The organism is Nostoc sp. CHAB 5836, from assembly GCF_020829445.1.
Taxonomy (GTDB): Bacteria; Cyanobacteriota; Cyanobacteriia; order Cyanobacteriales; family Nostocaceae; genus Nostoc.
Genome location: NZ_JAIVFV010000104.1, coordinates 1 through 23,918 on the forward strand (window position 1 = coordinate 1; position 23,918 = coordinate 23,918).

18 protein-coding genes and 2 riboswitches are annotated in these 23,918 nt (G+C 43.4%); of the genes, 9 read left to right on the top strand and 9 right to left on the bottom strand.

Annotated features, from left to right (window positions below; translation table 11 throughout):
- Window positions 1–346: 346 nt before the first annotated feature.
- A complete protein-coding gene (locus tag LC605_RS20040; RefSeq protein WP_229549271.1) occupies window positions 347–2,734 on the top strand; it encodes a filamentous hemagglutinin N-terminal domain-containing protein in 2,388 nt (795 codons plus the stop codon).
- 96 nt (window positions 2,735–2,830) lie between these two features.
- Here LC605_RS20040 and LC605_RS20045 read toward each other — a convergent pair whose 3' ends face one another.
- Window positions 2,831–5,593, bottom strand: coding sequence for a CHAT domain-containing protein (locus LC605_RS20045; RefSeq protein ID WP_229549272.1), 2,763 nt, complete (start codon window positions 5,591–5,593; stop codon window positions 2,831–2,833).
- 1,116 nt (window positions 5,594–6,709) lie between these two features.
- Here LC605_RS20045 and LC605_RS20050 point away from each other — a divergent pair.
- On the top strand, window positions 6,710–8,062 hold the full coding sequence (locus tag LC605_RS20050) for a histidine phosphatase family protein (RefSeq protein ID WP_229549273.1): 1,353 nt from the start codon (window positions 6,710–6,712) through the stop codon (window positions 8,060–8,062).
- Window positions 8,063–8,566: 504 nt separating this feature from the next.
- Window positions 8,567–9,862: a dihydroorotase gene (locus LC605_RS20055; RefSeq protein ID WP_229549274.1), complete on the top strand. Its 1,296-nt coding sequence runs from the start codon at window positions 8,567–8,569 to the stop codon at window positions 9,860–9,862.
- Between the two features lie 356 nt (window positions 9,863–10,218).
- On the opposite strand, the gene cobW is transcribed toward LC605_RS20055, so the two are convergent.
- The 3 genes from cobW to LC605_RS20070 all read right to left on the bottom strand — a co-directional run bounded on the left by cobW (window position 10,219) and on the right by LC605_RS20070 (window position 12,949).
- Entirely contained in the window at window positions 10,219–11,283 is a 1,065-nt protein-coding gene (gene cobW / locus LC605_RS20060) for a cobalamin biosynthesis protein CobW (RefSeq protein ID WP_229549275.1), read from the bottom strand.
- A 487-nt stretch (window positions 11,284–11,770) separates the two neighbouring features.
- A riboswitch (cobalamin riboswitch) is annotated at window positions 11,771–11,914 on the bottom strand.
- A gap of 520 nt (window positions 11,915–12,434) precedes the next feature.
- A complete protein-coding gene (locus LC605_RS20065) occupies window positions 12,435–12,674 on the bottom strand; it encodes a hypothetical protein (RefSeq protein WP_152592672.1) in 240 nt (79 codons plus the stop codon).
- A gap of 62 nt (window positions 12,675–12,736) precedes the next feature.
- Window positions 12,737–12,949 (bottom strand): chlorophyll a/b-binding protein, encoded by a 213-nt coding sequence (locus LC605_RS20070; RefSeq protein ID WP_229549276.1) that lies wholly within the window; start codon window positions 12,947–12,949, stop codon window positions 12,737–12,739.
- Between the two features lie 275 nt (window positions 12,950–13,224).
- Here LC605_RS20070 and cbiM point away from each other — a divergent pair, with 275 nt between their 5' ends.
- The 4 genes from cbiM (at window position 13,225) to LC605_RS20090 (ending at window position 16,361) form a co-directional block, all read left to right on the top strand.
- Window positions 13,225–13,977 (top strand): cobalt transporter CbiM, encoded by a 753-nt coding sequence (gene cbiM / locus LC605_RS20075; protein WP_229549277.1) that lies wholly within the window; start codon window positions 13,225–13,227, stop codon window positions 13,975–13,977.
- Window positions 13,978–14,126: 149 nt separating this feature from the next.
- Entirely contained in the window at window positions 14,127–14,501 is a 375-nt protein-coding gene (locus LC605_RS20080; RefSeq protein WP_229549278.1) for a PDGLE domain-containing protein, read from the top strand.
- Between the two features lie 262 nt (window positions 14,502–14,763).
- Window positions 14,764–15,543, top strand: coding sequence for a cobalt ECF transporter T component CbiQ (gene cbiQ, locus LC605_RS20085; protein ID WP_229549279.1), 780 nt, complete (start codon window positions 14,764–14,766; stop codon window positions 15,541–15,543).
- A 20-nt stretch (window positions 15,544–15,563) separates the two neighbouring features.
- Complete coding sequence (locus tag LC605_RS20090; RefSeq protein WP_229549280.1) at window positions 15,564–16,361, top strand: energy-coupling factor ABC transporter ATP-binding protein; 798 nt, start codon at window positions 15,564–15,566, stop codon at window positions 16,359–16,361.
- Window positions 16,362–16,642: 281 nt separating this feature from the next.
- Here LC605_RS20090 and LC605_RS20095 read toward each other — a convergent pair whose 3' ends face one another.
- The 5 genes from LC605_RS20095 to LC605_RS20115 all read right to left on the bottom strand — a co-directional run bounded on the left by LC605_RS20095 (window position 16,643) and on the right by LC605_RS20115 (window position 22,702).
- On the bottom strand, window positions 16,643–17,476 hold the full coding sequence (locus LC605_RS20095) for an energy-coupling factor ABC transporter ATP-binding protein (protein WP_229549281.1): 834 nt from the start codon (window positions 17,474–17,476) through the stop codon (window positions 16,643–16,645).
- The gene (cbiQ, locus tag LC605_RS20100) at window positions 17,451–18,263 is read right to left on the bottom strand and encodes a cobalt ECF transporter T component CbiQ (protein ID WP_229549282.1); all 813 of its coding nucleotides are present in this window, start codon (window positions 18,261–18,263) and stop codon (window positions 17,451–17,453) included. Before cbiQ (LC605_RS20100) ends, LC605_RS20095 begins: the two co-directional genes overlap by 26 nt.
- A complete protein-coding gene (locus tag LC605_RS20105) occupies window positions 18,260–18,562 on the bottom strand; it encodes an energy-coupling factor ABC transporter substrate-binding protein (RefSeq protein ID WP_229549283.1) in 303 nt (100 codons plus the stop codon). Before LC605_RS20105 ends, cbiQ (LC605_RS20100) begins: the two co-directional genes overlap by 4 nt.
- Window positions 18,549–19,328 (bottom strand): energy-coupling factor ABC transporter permease, encoded by a 780-nt coding sequence (locus LC605_RS20110; RefSeq protein WP_229549284.1) that lies wholly within the window; start codon window positions 19,326–19,328, stop codon window positions 18,549–18,551. The genes LC605_RS20105 and LC605_RS20110 overlap by 14 nt, the downstream gene beginning before the upstream one ends.
- 25 nt (window positions 19,329–19,353) lie before the next feature.
- Window positions 19,354–19,495, bottom strand: a riboswitch (cobalamin riboswitch).
- Window positions 19,496–20,230: 735 nt separating this feature from the next.
- Window positions 20,231–22,702, bottom strand: a complete 2,472-nt coding sequence (locus LC605_RS20115; protein WP_229549285.1) for a heavy metal translocating P-type ATPase — start codon at window positions 22,700–22,702, stop codon at window positions 20,231–20,233.
- A 136-nt stretch (window positions 22,703–22,838) separates the two neighbouring features.
- On the opposite strand from LC605_RS20115, the gene LC605_RS20120 reads away from it, so the two are divergent.
- Window positions 22,839–23,291, top strand: a complete 453-nt coding sequence (locus tag LC605_RS20120) for a helix-turn-helix transcriptional regulator (RefSeq protein WP_229549286.1) — start codon at window positions 22,839–22,841, stop codon at window positions 23,289–23,291.
- Between the two features lie 211 nt (window positions 23,292–23,502).
- Window positions 23,503–23,628, top strand: coding sequence for a hypothetical protein (locus tag LC605_RS33050; protein ID WP_267868606.1), 126 nt, complete (start codon window positions 23,503–23,505; stop codon window positions 23,626–23,628).
- Window positions 23,629–23,918: the final 290 nt, after the last annotated feature.

Genomic DNA, 23,918 nt, shown 5'->3' on the forward strand with positions numbered 1-23,918 from the left:
AGCCAAGGTCAAAGGTTAAGGGAAACAAGAGATTTTTCTTTTTCCTAGTTACTTCATCCTGACCGCGCTTTCCTGCTCCTCTACATTTTAGGACTTACGCAAGTGTCACAAAAAATAAAAGCTTTTATTTTGTAGTAAGGGCTTCAGCCCTGATGAAAGAGGACTAAAGTCCTTACTACAAACTAAAAATAATATGCCAGTTGCGTAAGTCCTAAGAATGTCTGAAAAGTATTGGGTGAATAGAATTCTCTACTACACAAGAGAAGTCCAGGGAGAGAGTTAGGAGGCAAATTTTTTGATGTCAAAAAGCTGGCTTGCTCGGTATTGCCAATCAGGTCTCTCGATCTTGCTGATTCTAGTAGGTGTGATTGTAGGAAAAGGAAGCGATCGCACCTTTGCTCAGGTCGTCGCTGATCCCTCTTTAGGAACTAAAGTTACACCCAATGGTACTACCCTAGATATCACAGGCGGTACAACCGTTGGCGATACAAATCTATTCCATAGTTTCAGCGACTTTATAGTTAGAACCGACGAGATAGTGGATTTCCTTAACTCCTCTACTATCAACAATATTTTCGTGCGAGTTACAGGGAGAAACCCCTCTGACATCCAAGGAATACTAAAGGCTCAGGGTAAAGCTAATCTTTTTCTTCTAAGCCCCAAGGGCATCGTATTTGGACAAAATGCTCGATTAGATATTGGCGGTTCATTTATAGGAACAACAGCAAACGTTATCCAATTTCCCAATGGTGGAGAATTTTCCATGACTTCACCCGTCAATCCAGCTAACCCCTTGCTAAAGGTGAATCCTTCAGCTTTGCTATTCAATCAAATTGCCGCTAGTCCCATTTCTATTCAAGCATTTAATCCACTTTCGCCTGGTCGCGAACACAGTTTAGTGCTAGTAGGCGGCGATGTGAATTTGCAACGAACGGTACTGAGTACTGCAGGTGGTCGAATCGAATTAGGAGGATTGAATGGAAAGGGAACGGTAGGGTTAAACATTGATGGCAACAATTTCCGTCTCAGTTTTCCCGAAGAAGTGCAACGAGCAGATATATCTATTGACGATGCATCCAGAGTAACTGCTGATGGCGGTGGTGGTAGTATCCAGCTGCAAGGTAGGCGCGTTAGTGTGACCGGTGGTTCAACTATTACAGCTATTACCTTAGACTTGGACTTTTTAACAGTAGTGGTGACACCATCGGGGTTCGTAGATATTAATCGGGTTACTATGGTAGACCCAAGATCGGGAACATTAGTGGTGAATGCATCGGAGTCAGTAGAACTTGTAGACCAAAGCGGTCTGCAAACTACAACGGACAACATTGGAGATGCCGGTGACTTAAGTATTGAAACTGGGCGGTTGATTCTTAAGGATGGATCACAAATCACAGTTTCCACTTCCCCTCTTAGTCAGGGAAGGGGAGGGAGGTTGTCTATTACTGCAAGGGACTCTATATATGTGAGTGGAATCGCGTCAAAACGTAATCCCAGTGGCTTGTATGCAGTAACAGAAGGCGCTGGAGATGCTGGAGAATTAAAGATTGAAACTGGGCAATTGATTGTTGAAGATGCAGGGCAAGTTGCAGCTTCCACTCGTGGTCAGGGAAGGGGGGGGAATTTGTCTATAACCGCAAGAGACTCGATCAAAGTCATAGGAACAAAAGATGGGATTCCAAGCGGCTTATTTGTTGGGACGAGATCTGCTGGGGATGCTGGAGAATTAAAGATTGAAACTGGGCAATTGATTGTTCAAAATGAAGCACAGGTTTCAGCTTCCACTTTTCCTAACTCTACTGGACAAGGGGGAAGTATCATAATTAAGGCTGGAGAATTAAATGTCTTAAATAACGCTGACATAACTGTGAGCAGTCAAGGCGCAAATAAAGCAGGTGATTTAGAAATCAACGCTCGTTCAATCAAATTGGATAACCAAAGTAACCTAATTGGTCAAGCTAAATCTGGTAATGGTGGCAATATTACGCTGAACTTACAAGACTTATTGTTACTAAGTGCCAACAGCCAAATATCTACTAACGCAGGTACTGCTCAACAGGGTGGAGATGGAGGTAATATCACCATTAATGCCCCTAACGGCTTCATCGTCGCCAAACCAAATGAAAACAGCGACATCACAGCCAATGCCTACGATGGCAAAGGAGGAACAGTCACAATCAACGCTATTAAGATTTTTGGAATTGCGCCACTAACTCGCCAAGACCTTGAGAGGTTGCGCCCGAAGGATTTAAACCCCCGTAGACTGGCGACAAATGACATTACGGCAATTTCCCAAACAAGTCCTAATTTAAGTGGCATTGTTCAAATTAACACCCTCGATGCTGACCCTTATCAAGGACTAATTAACTTACCAGCCGTACCAGTCGATACTCAAGTGTCGCAAGCCTGTCAAGCACCTACAGCACAAAATCAAAGTAGTTTTACTGTCACTGGACGCGGCGGCTTACCGCCCAACCCCAGAACTGAACCCCTCAGCAGTGACGCTGTTCAAGTAGATTGGGTGACTCTTAAACCAATGGGTGAAAACCCTGTTAATACTAATGTTTCAACCCAGGCGACTAGCCCGACACCAGCGCCGATTGTGGAAGCACAAGGGTGGGTGAAAAATGCACAAGGAGAGATTGTACTAACGGCTTATGCACCCACCACTACGCCCAGCAATTCTTGGCAAAAACCGGTTCAATGCAGTACGGCTCAATCGACAACTAAATAACTGTCAAACAATTTTGGATTTTAGATTTGCAATTTTTGGATTGACCGTGCCCACAAGGTGACTTATAAGGTTAACTGAACTGTCTAAAATTGCTGATCAAAGCCAGTTCCCTAACAAAACATAAGGTGCCCATGAATTTGGACTGTCGTCCTTAACAAAAACAGCTAGTTGGGCACGGTGGAGGGCTTCGGCTTTATTTACTCCCAGGTTTAACTGTCGGTAGAACTCACTCATCACATCGGCGGTAGAGCGATCATCTACTGACCACAATGTTGCCAATGTACTACGTGCCCCCGCCCGCACGGCCATGCCAGCCAGTCCCAAAGCTGCTCGTTTGTCTCCTTCAGCAGTTTTACAGGCACTGAGGACAAGTAATTCAATGCCACTAGACCTGTTTTTGTCATTAACTCGCAGTAGATTATCAAATTCCTTAACATTAACCAGTTTATCCCAGGTGAGAATAAAGGTTTTTTCAGCATCAGAACTAAATTCACCGTGAGTTGCTAGGTGAACCACGGTGAAGTCTATTGTTTGTAACTTTTTTTGCAAGTTTGTTTCAGTAAACTCTTGATTTAAGAGTTCTTCATTCTTGGATATCTCAGACTGGATTTCTTTTAATTCCCGTGGTACATTTTGCAGTTGGGGAAATTCTCTACCTTGGACTGGGCGTTTTTCGCTAACTCCGGCAATTAAAGCATTTAGCTGTACCTGTCGCAAAGGTTTGGGATTAAGCAGTTGCAAACCCGGTGTCAAGGCGATCGCATATTTCTCTACCAGATATTTTTCCTGCTGTTGGTCATAGAGAACCGCCATCGGGATATTCCGCAACTCTCCATCCAGTACAAACACTAAGGTTTTTATCCCACTTTTGGCTAACTCTGCTTCCGCAGGTCGAATTAACCAGTCATATATCTGTTGAGACTGTTGCTGAACCCGAAAAGTCGCAGTGACATCTAGTAAGTTTTTCCTCAACTCTCCTATGATCTTTTCCACATTATCTTGAGCTATTACAGTCTTGTAGTAGCGCAAGTCTTGATTAGGCAACTTCAGGATCACATCTAGGCGGTCGGGCAAAATAATCGGATAGATGACTGCTGCTTGTTGATCTTTTTTATCAACCACTGGGTCAAGTTCCTGCGTAGGATTTAAACAGGCTGATCGAAAGAAGTTATCCAGTTCTGCCAATTGCAGAGATTCAATTACATTCCGAGCTTGCTTGAGATTGTCTTGATTGATAACCTCTTGGGGCGAAGGAACGTCAGCCTTAGCGACCTTAAGAGCGTCCGTTTCTTGTAGAGAAGCGCTGCTACCTTCGGCAGAACGTAACAGCAATTCAACTAACTCTCGATACACTGGTTCGACATTTTCCCGGAAGGAAAACTGAACGTCTGGATTGATGGCTACTAAATCGCCACGCAGAGATTCAAGTGTATCGTAAGCTACATTATAGGATGCGATCGCGCCTTTAATATCTCCCTTTTTTTTCAGTATGCGTCCAAGTTGCCATTGCCACTGATAAGCAATGTCCGATGCATTAATAGTCTGCGCTATAAATAAAGCTTTTTCGGTTAGGTCTTGAGCATCAGATAACTGCCCGGTTTTTTCATACAACTCGCCAAGAGTACCTTGAGCATAAGATTCGGCTCGCACGTCTTGCAAGCTTTGCGCTTGCTTGATTGCAGTGGAGACTTGCTGGGCAATATCCAGCCATGAAGGAGTATCTGAGGTGGTCTTCTTTTTTAATTCTGCAAGAGTTTGGGCAAATTTAATCTGAGTATATACGGAGGTTCTACTGGGAGGCAAGTTGCTAATTTCCGAATGAATTTGGGACGATAACGCCAATGCATCTTTATCTTTGTTGGTTTCCAAAAGCAAACTCAGTAAATTTAGGTCAGCTTGGATGCGTGTGATCGGGGAAACAGATACAGCAGCAGCCTGCTGGTAGTATTGCAAAGCCGCTTCCAAGTCTTGTTGGGCACGGGCTGTGTTGCCTAAACTGAGTTGAGCCTCAGCGATCGCTTTTGGAGATTGGACTCGCTCTGCCACTGCTAAACTTTTCGTCAATACCAGCCGTGATAAGTTTAAATCACCGACAACTCGGCGGACGTTGCCAAGACTACGTAATCCTGTGGCGACGATCAGTGAGTCTGGAAGGCTTGTAAGGGTCTGCTCTACCTCGTTTAAAATTTTGTTAGCTTGAAGGTAAAGCCCTAAAGCTTGCAAAGCTTGTGCAGAGTTAATCCGGTTACGAGTTAATGTCGCTCTGTCGCCTATTTGCTGATAAATATCAGCCGCTTTTTGCCAGGTAGTTAAAGCCGCTTGTGTTTGTCCTTGTGTCAGTTGTAACTGCCCTTGCACATCTAGGGCTTGGGCAATAATTTGCAATCGCTCACCGGAAGCGCCCGTATTTTCCCCCGACTGTAATAAATTTAAACTTTGGGCGATCGCTGACTTTGCCTCAGCCCACAAGCCAAGCTGCTGATAAGCTAAACAGAGATTACTCAGTGTCATCGCTTCCCTTAATCCATCTCTAGAGGCTCTAAATGCAGCAGCAGCCTGTTGCAAAACTTTGACCGTTTCAGTAAACTGTCCTGTGTCGTATAATTTTTTTCCCTCTTCCACTAGCCTTTCCGTCTGAGATCGGCCGCTTTTAAACGGGAGTAGGGAGTAGAGAGTAGGGGAGGTAGTGCCTTGCTCGCTCAAATTTTGCATGGCAGAGTAGACAGCAGGAGGTTTTGCCAAAACAGGGGATAAAGCTATGCATAGAAACGCAGTGAACAGCGCTAGGAGAAGCTGTAATACCATTTCACATAAACCCTGATACATATAGATTTCTCGTGGAGGTACAGGAATGCTCATTGGTGTCAACTTCAGATCAAACGCTTATTCCACCTTTTACCTCACCCCGCCAAAGCTAGGCTTTGTCTCCCCTCCCGAAGAGCGAGGAGGGGAAGTTTTGGCTTTAGACAAAACTGGGGTGGGGTGACGCGGATCATGATGGTAACTGAGTGAACTCTATATCACGTCCTGACATGACAAGGGCTTCACGTTAAGTTGACACCAATGATAAATGCCGTACCCCTACCAACGTATTTGTATCATTATTAAAGTGAAACTGAATAAGTTTAAGTAAGTAAGTGAAAAAAATTATCACTCTGTTAGTGCAAATATAGCGCCGCGAAGTCCAGCAATCACGGACTTTTCAATAGTTTTACATTTCGTTACACAGTTGGATTTATTTGTGTTTACCTACTTATACAGACAAATAGTGTTCTGCCGTTACCATGTGTTGTATCCGCAGGTGCTGCGTTTGACTTTACAGCTATTTTCAGGTAAATAGACCACGGGGTAGGGACACAGCAATGCTCATACGTGTTAACTTAAGCCTTGGCGAAGGTCATTCGCGCGCCAGTTGCTCATGGGGGAAACCCCCAGACGCTCTCTACGAGACGCTGCGCGAACGCGGACTCGCTAACGCTGCGCTATTGCCTTTGGCGTCTCCCCTTCTCCCAAAGGGAGAGGCTAGCGCCAAGGGAGAAGACCGCACTAGCTTGGCTATACAGGCTTTCGTCCGCCTGCGCGGACTCAGGTCAAATCAAGGTTTTGAAACCCAGGTCGGTGGGTGAGAGTTTGTGTAGACGCGGTTTCTAACCGCCCGTTTCACGTTAAGTTGACACCAATGAGCAATGCTGTGCCCTTAAAACAGACATGGTTCAAATACATGATTTCTGCTGTTACTTTTGAATTGTGTTTTGCAAAAAAATAATTCTTAGCCAAAAATATTAACGCCATCATCCTCGAAACTTGTAAGCGCCGATGAAGGGAAAATTGAGGGTTTGAAACCCATAGAGGTGGGTTTTGCCTGTGTAGTTGCGGTTTCTAACTGCCCTTTTAACTAAATCCGCGTTCCTGAGTCGGTAATTCTGCAATCATTTTGCAGTAAAATTAATCGTCTAGATAGAGGAGGGCTTTGCGATGACTCGTGTCATCATTGTGCGCCACGGTCAAAGTGGTTATAACACCGAGCGGCGTATTCAAGGGCGCACTGATGCGTCAACATTAACCGAAAAAGGTCGTAACGATGCCAGTAAAGTAGGCAAAGCCCTCAGCAATATTTTATTTAATGCGATTTACAGCAGTCCCCTGCAACGAGCGAAACATACAGCAGATATTATCCATAGTGAGTTAACTACTCATTCTGAACAATCTGCTGTCATTCAAGTTTCCGATTTGCTGCTAGAAATCGACTTACCTTTATGGGAAGCACTACTAACTGCTCAAGTCAAGCAGAAATTTGCCGAAGATTACCGCACTTGGCATCAACGCCCCGACGAACTGCGGATGCTGCTAAATGATGCAGAGGGAACAAGAGAACATTTTCCCGTTCTTGCTTTATATGAACAAGCACGACAGTTTTGGCAAGAAATTTTGTCTCAGCATCAAGGCGAAACTATTCTTATAGTGGGACATAACGGAATTAATCGCGCCCTGATTAGCACAGCGCTAGGAATCTCTCCAAGTCGCTACCATTCAATACAGCAATCTAACTGTGGTATCAGCGTACTAAATTTCGCTGGAGGATTGGGCGAACCAGTCCAGCTAGAATCGTTAAATCAGACACAACACATTGGAGAGACTCTACCCTCATTCCGACCGGATCATCAAGGAATACGGTTATTATTGGTGCGTCACGGTGAAACCGACTGGAATCGCCAAACCAGGTTTCAAGGACAAATTGATGTCCCCCTCAACGACAACGGTAGACAGCAGTCGCAAAAATCAGGCGAATTTCTCCAAGAGGTAGCAATTGATTTTGCTTGCAGTAGCACAATGCTGCGCCCTAAAGAAACAGCAGAGATCATCTTAAAACAACATCCTAATGTCAAGTTAGAATTGCAAGATGGTTTAAGAGAAATCAGCCACGGACTCTGGGAAGGAAAACTAGAAATCGAGATAGAGCAAGAGTTTCCCGGAGAGTTACAGCGTTGGCGGGTAGTACCGGCCCAAGTGCAAATGCCTGAAGGAGAAAATTTGCAACAAGTGTCGGAGCGCAGCGTTGCAGCTTGGCAATCAATTGTGCAAGCTGCATCAACTAATCAATTCAAAACTGTATTAGTAGTAGCTCATGACGCTACTAACAAAACTTTGCTTTGCCACATTCTGGGTTTATCGCTAGAAAATTTCTGGAATTTTCGCCAGGGTAATGGCGCAGTCAGTGTTATCGACTACCCTTCTGGAATCGATGGTTTACCAGTATTACAAGCAATGAACATTACCACTCACTTGGGTGGAGGCGTACTAGATAAAACAGCAGCCGGAGCATTGTAATAAAGTTAGGAGTTAGGAGTTGGGAGTTGGGAGTTGGGAGTTGGGAGTTAGAAGCAATAACTGAAGAACAAAAAACTGATAAGTGGCTAGGCGTAAATAAATTAAGAGCTGATTCGTAAAGAAAATCTTAAGGGTACTCAACTCATTGCTATGTCTGAGTTTCAGCCAATAAGTGCTGTATTGGCTGAAATTCCTGAAACCCTTATTAGACAAGTACTTTACTTGAGTTTATAAATTAGCTCTAAAGTTTGTAGTAAGGACTTTAGTCCTGATAATCCCAATACGGTTCAGTTAAGGTTGTTAATTGAGATTATTCTCAATAATTGAACGTAAGAGTAAGTCTTTCAACATTACAAAAGTTCAAATTTTTCGTTAACTAAACCGTATTGCTGATAATCCTTGCTTTGAGCGATGAATCGCTCATTACGAACTAGGATTTTATTTTATGTTTAATTATCCCTACCTCGTTAACTCTTAAATTCTAATTCCTAATTAAAAACTTTTATGATTGAACTGCTGCAAAAAGTACGAGTGATTGACCCAGTTTCTGAAATCGACGAACTGTTTGATGTGCTGATTGCCGATGGTTATATCCAAGCAGTGGCTTCGCACATTTCTAACATCAGTTCCGATACTAAAATCAGAAATTGTCAGGGATTAGTTCTGGGGCCTGGGTTAGTGGATTTGTACAGCCACTGCGGTGAGCCTGGCTTTGAAGAACGGGAAACCCTTTTGTCTTTTTTACAAGCAGCTGCTGCTGGTGGCTTTACCAGAGTTAGCATTTTACCCGATACATCCCCAGTTATTGATAACCCTGCGCTTGTGGCACAGTTGCAGCAGAAAAGAGGTAGGGAGATGAGGGAGAAGGAGAAAATTAATTTGGCTAGCCCTGCTTTTCCTTTCCCCCTGCTTCATATCTGGGGGGCTATCACCCTAGATGTTGCTGGGAAGCAAATGACGGAATTGGCAGATTTAGCATCTGCTGGAGTTGTTGGTTTTACGGATGGTAAACCCTTAGAAAATTTGGCGCTGATGCGGGGAGTGTTAGAGTATCTCCAGCCATTGGGAAAACCAGTAGCATTTTGGCCTAGCGATCGCCAGTTAACAGCAAATGGTGTAATGAGAGAAGGGCCAGATGCTCTGCGTTTCGGTTTACCCCCAATACCCGCCAGTGCTGAAACTACTGCGATCGCAGCAATGCTTGAATTGGTTGCAGCCATAGGCACACCAGTTCATATTATGCGCGTCTCCACAGTTCGCAGCGTGGAATTAATCGCCTCAGCCAAGGCTGCTGGTTTACCCGTTACCGCCAGCACCACCTGGATGCACCTTTTGCTTGATACAAAAGCAGTTAAGAGTTATAATACCAGTCTCCATTTAAACCCGCCTTTAGGTAATCCCCGTGATGTGGCGGCGTTGCGTGCAGGGGTACGTGCGGGTGTGATAGATGCGATCGCTATTGATCACACTCCCTACAGCTACGAAGAAAAAGTCCAAGCTTTTGCCGAAGCACCAGCCGGGGCAATTGGTTTAGAGTTAGCATTGCCTTTGCTGTGGCAATATCTCGTTGAAACTGAAGAATTTACAGCTTTAGAATTATGGCGGGCATTGAGTACTAGTCCAGCAGAATGTTTGGGGCAGAAAGTCAGTGCAATTTTACCTCATCAACCAGCAGAACTGACTTTATTTGATCCCCAGCATATCTGGAAAGTGGAACGGAAAAGTCTTTATACACTTTCACAAAATACACCTTGGTTAGGACAACAGTTGAAGGGTCATGTTGTTCTAACCTGGTGTTAAAATAATTCGTAATTCGTAATTCGTAATTAAAAACTTAGAAATTATGAATTAATTAATAATTAATTCATCCTCGGCGTCAAAGCCCTTAATTAAAATTTATGAAAAAGAAAAAAAGGCAAAGCCAACTTTATTCAAGCCCCAGGATTTATCCTTTGGGGTAATAATTATGAATTACAAATTACGAATTACGAATTGGAGAAAATCGTAGGTTGGGTTGAGGCTCTGCGAAACCCAACAAAGCCCCCCAAATGTTGGGTTTCGTTCCTCAACCCAACCTACACGGGTTAAGGTTTTTGGGCTTAACCGAGCAGCATTGTTATCCTTTGGGGTAATAATTACGAATTACAAATTACGAATTACGAATTTTGGAGAAGCGACTTGACTTCCTCTCCCAACAGTAATGATTCAATGTGAACCCGATCAAGTTCCCGTCCAATGAATACTAATCGCGTTTTACGGGGTTCCTGGGATTGCCAAGGACGATCATAAAAGTAGTCAAATCGATTACCAACACCCTGTAATACCAGACGCATGGCTTTGTTCGGAACTGCTACAAATCCCTTAATTCGGTAAATTTCTTGCTGTTGTACCAGTGTTTGCAAGCGTTTGACTAAGACAGTCGGCTCAAATGCTTGGTCTAGCAGTAGTTGCACTGCATTAATCCCTTGATCATGTTCGTGTTCAGCTTCGTTATCGTGGTGACTAGGGCGACTATCTAAGTTGTCTTCTACCGCAGCGTTGAAACCGAGTAACAAATCGCCACTGATTTTGCCCTCCTGACAAGGAATGACTTTTACACCAGGGGATAAGTTCTGCTTCAGCCATTCCTGCACCCTAACTTGCGTTGGGAAATCAACGCGATCGCTCTTAGTCAGCAATACTAGGTCAGCACAAGCAAGCTGATCTTCAAACAGTTCCTCAATGGGTGTTTCGTGTTCTAGGCTAGAGTCGGCTTGTCGCTGTGCTAAGAGGGCTGCTAAATCGCCTACATATTGATTAGTTGCTAACGCTTCACAGTCCACCACAGTAATTACGCTGTCCACTGTAGCACCTGTGCGAATCTCCGGCCAGCGAAATGCTTGCACTAATGGTTTTGGCAGTGCTAGTCCAGAGGTTTCAATCAACATACAATCAAGGCTGGCGCGTCGCTTCAGCAATTCTTGCATCGCTGGTAAGAATTCCTCTTGCACCGTACAGCACAGACAACCGTTGGTGAGTTCAACAATATTACTATTGGAGTCTTCTTCATCGTCACAAACTCGACAGTCACGCAAAAGTTCGCCATCAATTCCGATTTCCCCAAATTCATTCACCAAAACAGCAATGCGTCGTCCCTCATTATTTTGCAGTAAATGGCGAATTAAGGTCGTTTTGCCTGCACCTAGAAATCCTGTAATTACTGTGACGGGAATTTTTTGCATATTATAAAGTATCTTGTTTGTTGATTAATTTTGCGATGTGTAGGAAGTTGTTCAAACCGCAAATATCACCACAGTCAGCAGGCGTTAAAATCCAAATATTCATAACTAGCTGCGCCCAAAACAAAACTCAAATTCCTTCTTACTACAGGATTTCACAAGTTCCTAGCAAATCTTCAGCGTTCCTCTGCGCTTTCCTCTGCGTCCCTCTGCGTTTAAATCTCAATCCTCAAATGGATGCGGTGACGGGGTAATTTTGAATAGTTAATACACCGTTTCGTTGGTGCTATGAGTATTTTCAAGTGATACTCTCATAGGGAGTAGCGATCGCTGCATCTCCAGACACAATTTATACCGGAAATTAATCCCTTACCCTCTCATAGAAAACCATAGTTTGTAGCGCCTTGATATGTGGGGCTATGAGAACGTAAATCTGAGTAGCTGTAGAAATTTTGATCAAAATACTTATCTGTGCCTCGCAGATGTACAAAATTTACAAGTCAACTTCGGCGGGCATTCTGACTCACAAGGCAAGCCCTGATTACAGCTGCGGGACAGCGCCGGATTCACACCGGACTTTCCCCGTTTCCTCTAGCGGCTGTTCCCCACTAGAACCGAGATTCATTTGAATATTAACACAACTGCGATTTGCTTACATAAAAATCAATGGTCGATCTATACTGGCATTCGTTATTAATTGGGGTAAGTCTCGGGTTTGTTGGGTTTCGCTTACGCTCAACCCAACCTACAAATATTAAAAACCTACGCAGTATTGCCTCCCGAAGAGCAAAGAGGGGAAAATCCAGTTCCCTCCCCGATTTCGGGGAGGGTTAGGGTGGGGTTCTTGATTATGCAGCTTCATCTTAAATTGGTTTAAGACCCCTACATCCAGGGCTATTTCATTCTCAAATGTCACGTTTTATGCTCTTTTTTTTACGAACCACAGAGGCGCAGAGAACACAGAGAGAAGAGAGAAGGAGGAAATGCTTAACCCAACTGTATTGGGACATAACCAAGATTTCGGATACATTAGATATCTGGTGAAATTAAATATGCGTTACCCAGAACCCTTGTAGAGACGTAGCACTGCTACGTCTCTACATTTTTTTTCACCAGATGTCTATTTATTAAACTTAAAACCTGAAGCCAACTTTTTATCCTAAATTGCTGAAATAGATTGCCCAAAGAGTTCCTGTTACTCCCACAGCAATTAAAAGGTTGGTGAAAAACTTGCCTAATTCAGTTTCTTCTCCCAGTACTTTATCATCTTGACCTGCACTGAAAAATAATGACCAGGCTTGGTTAACGTTAATTGTTTCAAAGTTGTTGAAATCGGGGCGAAAGACAACGGGGCCAATTAAATCTTTTTTAGGGAAATCAAAATCAGTTTTCATAGCAATCCTCTGGTAATTTTCTATCGGTTAATTGAGTTAAATTCTTAAATATTCAGATTTACTTATAGGTTTGTCAGCCATCCAATCAAGCCTTGTCCTGTGACAACTTCTACAGCGATAAGTGAGACAAAACCAATCATCGCCAAACGCCCATTGAGTTTCTCGGCGTACTCGGTAAAACCTGCTCTTGGGGTTTGATCTACATAAACCTTTGGTTCAATTGCAAAGTTGTTGAGTTGACCGAGTTCGTTCATGGTAAAGCCTTTGCTTGTCATGTCTTTTTTCCTTTACTTGCTTATGTAACAAAATATAACATTATGTAAATAATTTTGACAAGTACTTGACATAAGTAAAGAATGTGGTTATCCGTACTTACCAGGTTAGGTTTACCGTTATAAACTTAGTCTGCTCAGTATGCAACAGTTTATTCATCTAGCTATTGATTTGCACTTTTTATGCCCCCCTACCGGATTGAAGTTTTTAGAGAATACATGGTCTACTTAGAAGCTAAACCCTTAAATAATCTGGCTGCAAAGGACACTTCTTAAATATGAACACCGTAGCGTTCACAGGTATTTCGTCCTTGGGCTGGCTGTACTGGATAATACAGCCGCATTTGGCCATGCATATTCCAGATGGCTTCTTGAACTTACGTATGATCGCGATCACCTGGATAATCGCCATTGGTCTAATTGCACTAGCTATTAGGCGATCGCAAGCAGAATACCAAGAACGAGCTGTACCTTTAATGGGAGTTTGTGCAGCATTTATCTTTGCAGCACAAATGATTAATTTTCCGATTCCTGGAGGCACTTCTGGACACCTTTTGGGCGGAACGCTAGCAGGAGCTTTATTAGGGCCGTGGGCTGGGTCATTAGTGATGGTAACAGTGTTCATCGTGCAGGCTGTTCTCTTTCAGGATGGTGGACTGACAGTATTAGGGGCCAACATCTTTAACATGGGATTGATCGGTACGTTTGGTGGTTACTATCTCTATCGCACAGTTAGATTTGCTACTGGGCGCGATACCTTGCGAGGAGTAGTAATTGGCGCAGCGATCGCAGCTTGGACAAGCGTGGTGGTTGCTTCCGTTGTGTGTGCTTTGGAGCTGGCTTTGTCGGGAACGATTCCTCTAGCGGTAGCTTTAACAGCGATGGCTTCTTGGCACATCGTAATTGGCATTGGCGAGGCGCTGATTACTGTAGTAGCACTCAGTTTCATTTGGCGGACTCGACCTGAGTTATTTTACGATCCGCCCCGTCAGACAAAATCACCTATCTCTCGCCCCATCTCCCGGTATTAAAACAGTTATCAGTTATCAGGCCTATGGTGGGGGATAAAAAAGCGCCACCAACGCCGGCAAAAACTTGCGGGATAAATAGATAACTGTTTACTGAAAACTGTTCACTGTTCACTGTTAAAAGGTATTTATGAAATCAGGAGTGAATGCTTATGAGTAGCAACCTCTCGCGATCGCGCAACCGTGCTTTTGTCATCGCTGGCTTAGGTATTGCTGTGCTGATCGCAATTTTTCTTTCGCCACTGGCTAGCAAAAATCCCGATGGGCTAGATAGAGTCTCAAAAGACCTGAAGTTTGACAGCAAAGAACTAGAACAGAAACCTGCTCAGAAATTACCCTTTTACAGCATTTTTGATGAGTATGCTCTTAGAGGTGTACCATCGGCGATCGCTACACCATTGGCTGGTTTAGTCGGAACATTAGTAACTTTTGGTTTAGCTTGGGGAATTGGCAAATTAGTTGTTCGTAGTTCTGGTTCATCTTCCACACAACATGATGCTTATTCAGACTCAGATGCTCCAGACTAAGTACGTTGGTGCGAAAAAAGTCAAGTATGTTACGAAACGTAAACAAGCTTAAAACCTTTACTAATGACCAATGACAAAGGACAAATGACAGTCTTAGCCAGTTAGCTTTATTTGCGCCAACTTACTTAAAATAATTCGTAATGACGCTCCTGCGGACGCTCGTTCCTCTCTATCGCAACGCTTTCGCTACCGCTACGAAGACAGTAATTCGAGTTCCCTTAAACCCACAGAATTTGTTAAATACAGATAGGAACTTAACATCATGCTGCTGCACGTTGGGGGTTTTGTGCTGGATGTCAATAGCAAACAGGTTACTCCTTGGCACAAACTTGCTCCCCGTACCCGGATACTGTGTACATTGTTGTTCGTGTTTGCCATTGTCCTAACACCAGATGGGCATTGGTGGACTTGGGCTATTTATGGATTAGCTCTCTTTAGTCTGCTATTGCTGAGTAGAGTTACCCTACCAGTACTACTGAAACGATTAGCAGTTGAGTTCACATTTATTGGTGTCGTTCTCCTGGGTACTTTGTTTCGGGGTGGTGGCGAAGTCTTATGGTCTTGGGGGCCATTACAGATTACGACAGTGGGGCTAACTATCTTGGGTAGTGTGACGCTTAAGGCATTGCTATCGCTGTTGATACTGAATTTACTGACTTTAACAACTTCGGTAACGGCACTACTGCACGCCCTGCTGGAACTGAAAACTCCACCACTTTTAGTAGCGATTTTGGCATCAATGTATCGCTATATCAGCGTTTTGATTGGCGAGTTTAATGCTATGCGTCGAGCAGCCGAGTCCCGAAACTTGATGAACAGCAATCGCTCGATCCGTTTAATTGTTGGCAACATGATTGGAGCGCTGTTTATCCGCACTTATGACCGAGGAAATCTGGTTTATCAGGCAATGCTGTCACGCGGTTATCAAGGAGTACCACCGATGATAGAAAAAGTTTCTTCAGGGGGACGGCGAGACGTTTTAGCTCTGAGTTTGACTGTAATTTTAGCGCTGTTGGGTCAGGCCATTTACTGGCGAAAATAACTTTTGTTCACGTTGTCTCAATGCATCATAATCCAATATCAATTCAAAATCTTAACTATACCTACCCTGACGGAACTCAAGCTTTGAGGGAAATTAATTTGTCTATCAAAGCAACTGAGCGAGTGGCATTAATCGGAGCCAATGGCTCAGGAAAATCTACGTTGCTATTACATCTCAACGGAATTCTCATGCCTCAGTTAGGACAGGTAACCATTGGACAATGGACTTTAACTGTTGAAAATTTGCGAAATATTCGGAATTTTGTGGGGTTAGTGTTCCAAAATCCAGATAATCAGTTATTCATGCCAACAGTTTGGGAAGATGTTGCTTTTGGGCCGATGAATTTGGGTGTACAAAGTGAGGAATTAAGACAACGAGTTCTGCAAGCGATGGCAGCAGTTGATATTGATCCCCAATGGTATGGGCAACGCTATATCGGTAATTTATCTGGAGGTGAAAAAAAACGAATTGCGATCGCCGGTGTCTTAGCAATGAACCCACAGATATTAGTGTTAGATGAACCCTCGGCTCAATTAGATCCCCGTTCTCGTCGTCAGTTCATTGAATTGTTACAAACCTTACCGATGACACAACTGATTGCAACCCATGATTTAGATTTAGCTTTAGATTTGTGCGATCGCACAATTGTTCTGAGTCAAGGTCAGGTAGTATATGATGGCAAAACTGAGCAGGTAATGAGCAACCCAGAGTTTTTGCTTAGGCACGCTTTAGAGTCACCACTAAGCTATAGTCGCCCTTACTGTCAGCTGGAACATGCACCTGTCAGCCCATTTCGATACAGTAGACCTCTTGCTTAACAATTCAAAATTAAAGACATTTTCAGTCGGGATTTAAATCCCCGTCTGAAAATAATGCTATGGCGGTTCTCGGTAAGCGTGAAGTACAATTTTGACCTCACTTCCATTCCTCTCTCCTTTTAGGAGAGAGGCAATGAAATTGTTCCCAATACAGTATAATCCAATACAGTTCAGTTAAGCATTTCCTTCTTCTCTTTGCGTCCTCTGCGTCTCTGTGGTTCGTCAAAAAAATTGACTTTGACAAAGGATTTTAGCCTTAACTGAACCGTATTGCAGTATAATCAGGAAAAATTACGAAATAGTTCTAATATCCGTTGTCGCACTTTTTCTATAACTACTCCCTCCTCAGCAGATAGCCCATCAAATAACATCTCATATATCAATGGTACGCCTAACTCTAACTCTGATAAAAGTGTACGCTGGCTAAATACATCTTGTGGTTTTCCTTCTAGCATCAGTTGCCCTTTATCCATGACAAAAACCCAATCTGCCCAGCGATAGACTAAATCCAAATCATGGGTTGCCATCAACAAAGTAGTTCCATTTCGATGAATTTTTTTCAAAGTTGCTATCAAGTTACGAGTATGTTTTATATCTAAATATGCAGTTGGCTCATCCAACACCAACAGTTCCGGTTGTAATACCATCACATCTGCTATAGAAACTCGCTTTTTTTGTCCTAAACTCAGATGATGCACTGGTCTTTCTGCTAAAGTAGTCAGTTCAAATTCAACTAATGCTTGCTCTACTCGGTCTTGAATTTCTGGCTCTGGTAAACCCAAATTACACAAACCATAAGATATATCTTCTTCAACAGTAGAAGCTACCAATTGTTGTTCTGGGTCTTGAAATACTAGTCCAACCTTCTGCCGTAAGTTACCGAGATAATTACGATTATAACTTAACGGTTCACCACGCCAACGTACAACGCCAGAATCAGGTTTATATAGACCATTGGCTAATAAAAATAGTGTCGTTTTACCACAACCATTTTGACCAATTAATGCACACCTTTTGCCAGATGGAATCTTTAGTGTTAGACCATTTAAAGCTGATTCCTGTGCTACTGGATAGGTGTAATATACCTGCTCAAATTCGAGTAAATATTCCTGCATTTCGCCAAAACTCTAATCCTATTAATCCTATACAGCCGCAAACTGCTTCGATGATATATCGTGCTTGGGGACGATAGCGGTTCTTATGCCAAACTCGAAATTCACTTACAAAACCCCGTGCTTGCAATCCGAGAGAGAACTGACTATATTTTTCTAAAGTTCGCTGTAATAGTTGTCCGATTAGTAGTGCTAAACTTTTCATCCCACTAGCAAGAGTACGGTAGCCACCACGGGAATTTTGTGCTGTCCACAATTCATCGGCTGTGTTCAACAGAATGAAAATAAACCGATACATTAGTAATAACAAATCCGTTAAAAGCACTGGAAATCGCAAGTAACGCAGAGTTTGTAATATTTCCGTGAAAGGCACAGTTAATATGAGAAAATATAGGCAAGAAACAGAGGCTAATGCTCTGGTTAAAATTCTCAATGCTTGGATACTGCCACTATGACTGATATAAATATAGAAGTCTCCCAGAGTTAGCCCATACCAGGAATCTAATTGTACCCTTGGCAAATCATTAATCGCAATTCCATTCACCATCAAGGCTGGTAAACTTGTCAAACAAAAAACTATGGTGAACATTAACAAGCGAAAATAAATACCAGCCGGAATTCTTGCATAAATAACTGTCCAAATACCCATCCAAAGCGCTATCAACATTTGCACTAGGGGGTGGCTACAAAGAGAAATAGTAAGAGTAGTAAATGCAAAAATTAGTTTATGTTCTGGTGGCAATCTTCGGAGTCGATTGGTATAAGCTAAAGTGTCTATTTGCAGGCTCATTCTTCAGGTTTTTGTTGTTGGGAACGTCCTTTATACAACCCAATTGCATAACCGGCTACTCCCGCACCTAAAGCTGCTTGCGAAGCAAATAATAAGCTTTCTATTTCACTACTAGCGGGTTCAAAAAATGATTTAAACCAGGGTTTATATCCAGGTTGTATTTCAGTAATTGCAATTTCTGCTTGGTTATCGGAACCGGTAAATTCTCCACCACGCACAAATATTAACGGTGCAACTGCTAAAGCTAATACAGCTACTACCAACAGCCAGTTACTCAACCCTTTTTTAGACTGATTCATTTCCTTGAGGCCCCCCCTTGATTAATTTCAGCAATTCTAATTCTTGAGGATTATAAGATTGCAACCAATTCCACACCAACACAGTTAACAATCCTTCACTAATTGCTAAGGGAACTTGAGTTATAGCAAAAATTCCGGCGAACTTGGTAAATGAAGCAATAAACCCACCAACAGGTGCAGGAAAAGCGAGGGCGAGTTGGATAGAAGTGATAATGTAGGTGAGTAAATCTGCGATCGCAGCTGCTAGAAATATGGCGATTTTTTGTTTACCACCCAACTTTATTGTCAGATTATATATCCAGTAAGCCGCAAATGGGCCAGCGATCGCCATCGAGAAAGCATTTGCCCCCAGCGTTGTCAAGCCGCCATGCGCCAGTAACAAAGCTTGAAACAACAATACTAAGCTACCCAAAACCGTCATAGTCAGGGGGCCAAACAGCATCGCACCTAACCCCGTTCCTGTTGGGTGAGAACAGCTACCTGTGACGGAAGGAATTTTCAACGCTGACAGCACGAAAGTAAAAGCACCAGCCAAGCCCAGCAGTAGTTTGAGTTCTGGGTTAGCTTGGGTAATGCGAGTCAAACTACGCAATCCTAGGAGAAAAAATGGTAATGCCACAATCCACCAAAAAATTGCCCACTGTACAGGTAAAAAACCTTCCATAATGTGCATAGCGTAGGCGGGTTTGGCTAAACCAACTACTAGATAAAAACTGATAACTCCCATCAGGGTTAGACTGACTAACGCCTGTTTTTTTCTTTTCATAATCTGTACCTCGCAGATTTATGTAAACGAATTGATTCTAACCGGCGGGCATCCTGACTCACCTAATTTTGGTTCACAGTTGCGGGACAGCGCCGGATTTACACCGGACTTTCCCCCTTGCGTCCGATGGCTGCTTACCCATCAGAACCGATTGCAGTAACTATATCACCATTACTAATTTTGAACAGCGATTTTTTACCAGGTATTCACAAAGGGTATTTCATGGAGACAGTTTAGGGATTACCAAGAAATAAATTATCCCATCTTGTGGGGCGGGCGTCTCGCCATAGGTGTCAACTTAAGGTGAAAGTTATGTCCCGCAGGGAACTGAAGTTCCTTGCTGATAGCGAAAGTCATCTAAAAGATGACTAAATAATCGGAAAAATCTTTAGTCTACTGAAGTAGACTTTAGCTATTAGCCTTGAACTAAAGTTCAAGGCGGGTGACGTAGTTCAAGGCGGGTGACGAAGCCAACAGATGGGCATTTCTAGGCTTTTGTTAACACCAATGGCGTCTCGCCCACCCCACAATAAATATAGCGGTTCTCAATTGCATGGAATACAAACCTAACCCCCAGCCCCTTCCCTGCAAGGGAAGGGGAGTAATATTCAAAGCCTCTCTCCTTTTAGGAGAGAGGTCAAACTGTATTGCATCCAAGCGAGAACCGCTATAGTTGAATATTTATTTATTTGGAAGTCCCTTAGAGGGTGTTTGAAAAGTATTAGGCGAATATAATTCGCTACTACACTAGCGTTGTCCACCTTGGTGGACTAACGAAAAATTAAGGTTTTTAACCTGCGTAGGTGGTCACTAAGCTTGTCGTTCGCGTAGCGTCTCGTAGAGAAGTGCAGGTTTTGTTTGTGTAGCCGCACCTGTGCCAGGGCTAGTAATAAATTAGACTTTTAAAACATCCTCTTAGTTCTAAACAGCCGCATTCCATTCGCCGTTACCAACAAAGAACTTCCGGTATCAGCTAAAACTGCAACTGCTAACCCGACAAATCCGAATGTCGCCAAAAGTAAAAACAGTGCTTTTGTTACCAACGAAAAGACAATATTTTGCTGAATTACCGCTAGGGTACGGCGACTCAAATCAACAGCCGTAGCGAGTCTTCGCAAATCACCACCAACCAGCACGACATCAGCTGTTTCCAAGGCCATATCTATCCCACCCACCGCAAAGCTGATATCCGCAGTTGCCAATGCAGGAGCATCATTTATACCATCACCTACCATGCCCACAATCCCAGAACGGCGCATTTGTTGAATTATTTGCAGCTTATCTTCTGGTAAAAGTTCGGCTTTATACTCTTTAAGATCAAGCTGTTGGGCAATTTGTTGGGCAACCTGAGTGCGATCGCCTGTTAACATGACTAGATGTTGCAATCCCTGCTTTTTCAACAATCGCACAGCTTCCCCAGCCTCCAAGCGCAAGCCATCCGCTAGGGAAATCACTCCTAATAAACCCTGGCTATTACCTACTAAAACTGGAGTTTGTCCCAAATTTTCCATCTCACTCAAGAGGGACTGGGCAGTCAGTGATAAACTGATACCTTGATCCACAAATAACCGCCTATTTCCCACAAAATACTGCATTGCGCCAAAATTTGCGGTAATGCCTCTACCAGGATAAGCTGTAAAATTCTGGGGACTCTCTAACTCTATTCCTTCCTCCCTGGCTTTTGCAACTATCGCCCTAGCCAAAGGATGTTCAGATTGTTGTTCCAAAGCGGCGGCGATTAATAATATCTGCGTTGCACTCACTTCCCCCAACTCCTTCACCTGTAGCACTACAGGTTCTCCTTGGGTCAGGGTTCCCGTTTTATCAAAAGCTAGACTGGTGAGTTTTCCCGCAGTTTCTAAGCTATTACCACCTTTGAATAATACACCTTGACGGGTGGCTGCACCAATGGCGCTGACAATGGAAACGGGGGTAGAAATCACCAATGCACAGGGACAAGCAATTACTAATAATACTAGGGCCCGATAAAGCCAAACATTAAAGGCTTGAGCAAATACCAAGGGTGGAATTAAGGACAGAGCGATCGCACTGAAAATTACAATGGGAGTGTAAACTTCGGCAAACTTATCTACCCATTGCTGAGAAGGTGCGCGGCTTGATTGAGCAACTTCAACTAGGTGAACAATTTTTGCCACCGTCGTATCAGCAGCAGTATGTGTAACTTTCACCTCTAAAAAGCCAGTTTGATTTAATGTTCCCGCAAAAACGCGATCGCCTATTTCTTTATCTTTAGGGATAGATTCTCCCGTAATTGGCGATTGGTCAATTGCGGAATTTCCCGATACCACCACTCCATCTAAAGCAACACGCTGTCCTGGACGAATTGTCAAAATTTCCCCAAGTTGAATTTCTGCGACGCGCACTGTTACTTCCTGAGAACCCCGCCTGATAGTTGCAGTCGGTGGAGTCAAATTCATTAGGTTACTGATAGCATTGCGGGTACGACCAAAGGTGAAAATTTGCAGCGTCGTTCCCAAGGAAAATAGAAAAATTACCAATGCAGCTTCAAACCAGTCCCCTAAAATCACCGCGCCAATCACCGAAATCGTCATCAGCAAATTCATATCGGCGCGGCGTAGGCGTAACTCCATCAAACCGGCTCGTGCAATGGGAAATCCGGCTACGATGATGCCAATGCCATAAAAAGCTCGTACAATCCAAATGGGTAGTGCTAAATACTGAGTTATTAAACCCAGAACTAAACCTACTCCTGCTAAAATTACACTCAATCCTCGGCGGTTGTGAATCCAGAATTTCCAGTTTGTTGGGTCGGTATTTTGAGTCTGCTGGCGGACTGGATGAGGATGTTGGTGTTGGTGTTCGTGATTTGTGGAAGCTTCATCACTCTGCTCAACTGTATAACCCAAACTTTTAATCCGGTCAAAAATCGCCGCTTCATTGACTTGCTGGGGGTCATAAGATATTTCCGCTCTTTGGGTTGCAAAACTGACTGATACCTCCAAAACGCCTGGTATCTGCTGCAAACCAACCTCAACTGTCTTAGCACAACCGCCGCAATCCATGCCGCCAATTTTAGCTTGTAGGTTTTGAGTAGAAGCCGCATCAACGTGATGGTGGTGGTCACAAAAGCAGGAATGACTGTGATGTGTAGCTGCTTCATGACTTTGCTCAACTACTGTATAACCCAAAGCTTTGATCTGATCAAAAATTGTCTTCTCACTGACTATCTGTGGGTCGTAGGATACTTTGACTTTTTCTGTCGCAAAACTCACAGATGCTTCCATCACACCGCGTAACTGCTGCAAGCTGACTTCAATTGTCTTAGCGCAGCTTCCGCAGTCCATACCACCAACCTGCAAAGCTTGAGTTTTAATCGAGGGAGTTTGAGTCATGACAGCTTGACAAAACACGCTACAAAGTTAACTGCCAATATTCTAATACAACAATTGAACAACTGCTCAACTGTTCAACAAGTACATTTTTAGTTAATATTGAGATTGATTACCATTGCCGCCAGCTAAAAAAGAGATGAACAAGCGCACCTTAAAAGAGAAGTTACCTGCTTTGGTTCCCAAAGTTGAGCGAACTTCCAAGTCAGAAAACGAGCTACTACAAAGTGCTGACACCGCGCCCACCTGTGATACCCATCTGATACATCTAAATAATGTCCGCTTAACTCAGTCACAAATCTTACCAACAGATAAAGCGCAGCAAATGGCAGAACTCTTTGGGGTGCTAGCAGATCCGAACCGTCTGCGTCTACTATCTGGTTTAGCAAACCAAGAATTGTGTGTTTGCGATTTAGCAGCGCTGACGAAAATGAGTGAATCAGCCGTTTGTCATCAGCTGCGATTATTGAAAGCTATGCGTTTAGTCAGCTATCGCCGAGAAGGGCGAAATGTTTATTACAGCTTGGCTGACAGTCACGTCATTAATTTATATAGTTCTTTAGCAGAACACCTTGACGAGTCAAATCCTTAAGATTTTACTTGCCATCACGATCCGCGTCACCCCACCCCGGTTTTGTCTAAAGCCAAAACCTCCCCTTGTCGTTCACGGGGAGGGATAAAATGACTAGACATCTGGTAAGAATTGTTTTGACGTAGCAGTGCTACGTCTCTACAAGGGTTCTGGGTAACGCATATTTAATTTCACCAGATGTCTAAGTAAGTTGGCGCGAAAAAACCTAAATATGTTACGAAACGTAAATAGGCTTAAAACCCTTGTAAATGACGAAGGACAAATGACAAATGACAGCCTTAGCCAGTTAGCTTTAATTACGCCGACCTACTTACTGTGGAATGAGCTTGATGACTGAAGTTGACACCAATGGGCAAGTCCTTGCGCCCCTACCGTGTGGTCTATTTACCTGAAAATCGCTGTAATTTATCGAACCGCTACGAAATCACCACAGTCTTATTTGGCAATGGCAACACCACCAGAGGATAGCGGGAAGGATGGGAGCCGCGTCTCTTCAGAGGGCGGGGGAAATCCGACTCGTGCGAATTTATTCGCCTCCAATATTATCAACCATGATGAGGATCATTGATATACCGTTCTATAGTGTCAGCAGCAACGTTTCCAGCAGTTGAAAAAAAATAGCTGCTA

Excerpts from the sequence above, each read along its gene's own strand:
- LC605_RS20045 (WP_229549272.1), bottom strand. The coding sequence starts at position 5,593 with ATGAGCATTCCTGTACCTCCACGAGAAATCTATATGTATCAGGGTTTA.
- LC605_RS20050 (WP_229549273.1), top strand. The coding sequence starts at position 6,710 with ATGACTCGTGTCATCATTGTGCGCCACGGTCAAAGTGGTTATAACACC.
- LC605_RS20055 (WP_229549274.1), top strand. The coding sequence starts at position 8,567 with ATGATTGAACTGCTGCAAAAAGTACGAGTGATTGACCCAGTTTCTGAA.
- cobW (WP_229549275.1), bottom strand. The coding sequence starts at position 11,283 with ATGCAAAAAATTCCCGTCACAGTAATTACAGGATTTCTAGGTGCAGGC.
- LC605_RS20065 (WP_152592672.1), bottom strand. The coding sequence starts at position 12,674 with ATGAAAACTGATTTTGATTTCCCTAAAAAAGATTTAATTGGCCCCGTT.
- LC605_RS20070 (WP_229549276.1), bottom strand. The coding sequence starts at position 12,949 with ATGACAAGCAAAGGCTTTACCATGAACGAACTCGGTCAACTCAACAAC.
- cbiM (WP_229549277.1), top strand. The coding sequence starts at position 13,225 with ATGAACACCGTAGCGTTCACAGGTATTTCGTCCTTGGGCTGGCTGTAC.
- LC605_RS20080 (WP_229549278.1), top strand. The coding sequence starts at position 14,127 with ATGAGTAGCAACCTCTCGCGATCGCGCAACCGTGCTTTTGTCATCGCT.
- cbiQ (WP_229549279.1), top strand. The coding sequence starts at position 14,764 with ATGCTGCTGCACGTTGGGGGTTTTGTGCTGGATGTCAATAGCAAACAG.
- LC605_RS20090 (WP_229549280.1), top strand. The coding sequence starts at position 15,564 with ATGCATCATAATCCAATATCAATTCAAAATCTTAACTATACCTACCCT.
- LC605_RS20095 (WP_229549281.1), bottom strand. The coding sequence starts at position 17,476 with ATGCAGGAATATTTACTCGAATTTGAGCAGGTATATTACACCTATCCA.
- cbiQ (WP_229549282.1), bottom strand. The coding sequence starts at position 18,263 with ATGAGCCTGCAAATAGACACTTTAGCTTATACCAATCGACTCCGAAGA.
- LC605_RS20105 (WP_229549283.1), bottom strand. The coding sequence starts at position 18,562 with ATGAATCAGTCTAAAAAAGGGTTGAGTAACTGGCTGTTGGTAGTAGCT.
- LC605_RS20110 (WP_229549284.1), bottom strand. The coding sequence starts at position 19,328 with ATGAAAAGAAAAAAACAGGCGTTAGTCAGTCTAACCCTGATGGGAGTT.
- LC605_RS20115 (WP_229549285.1), bottom strand. The coding sequence starts at position 22,702 with ATGACTCAAACTCCCTCGATTAAAACTCAAGCTTTGCAGGTTGGTGGT.
- LC605_RS20120 (WP_229549286.1), top strand. The coding sequence starts at position 22,839 with ATGAACAAGCGCACCTTAAAAGAGAAGTTACCTGCTTTGGTTCCCAAA.
- LC605_RS33050 (WP_267868606.1), top strand. The coding sequence starts at position 23,503 with ATGTTACGAAACGTAAATAGGCTTAAAACCCTTGTAAATGACGAAGGA.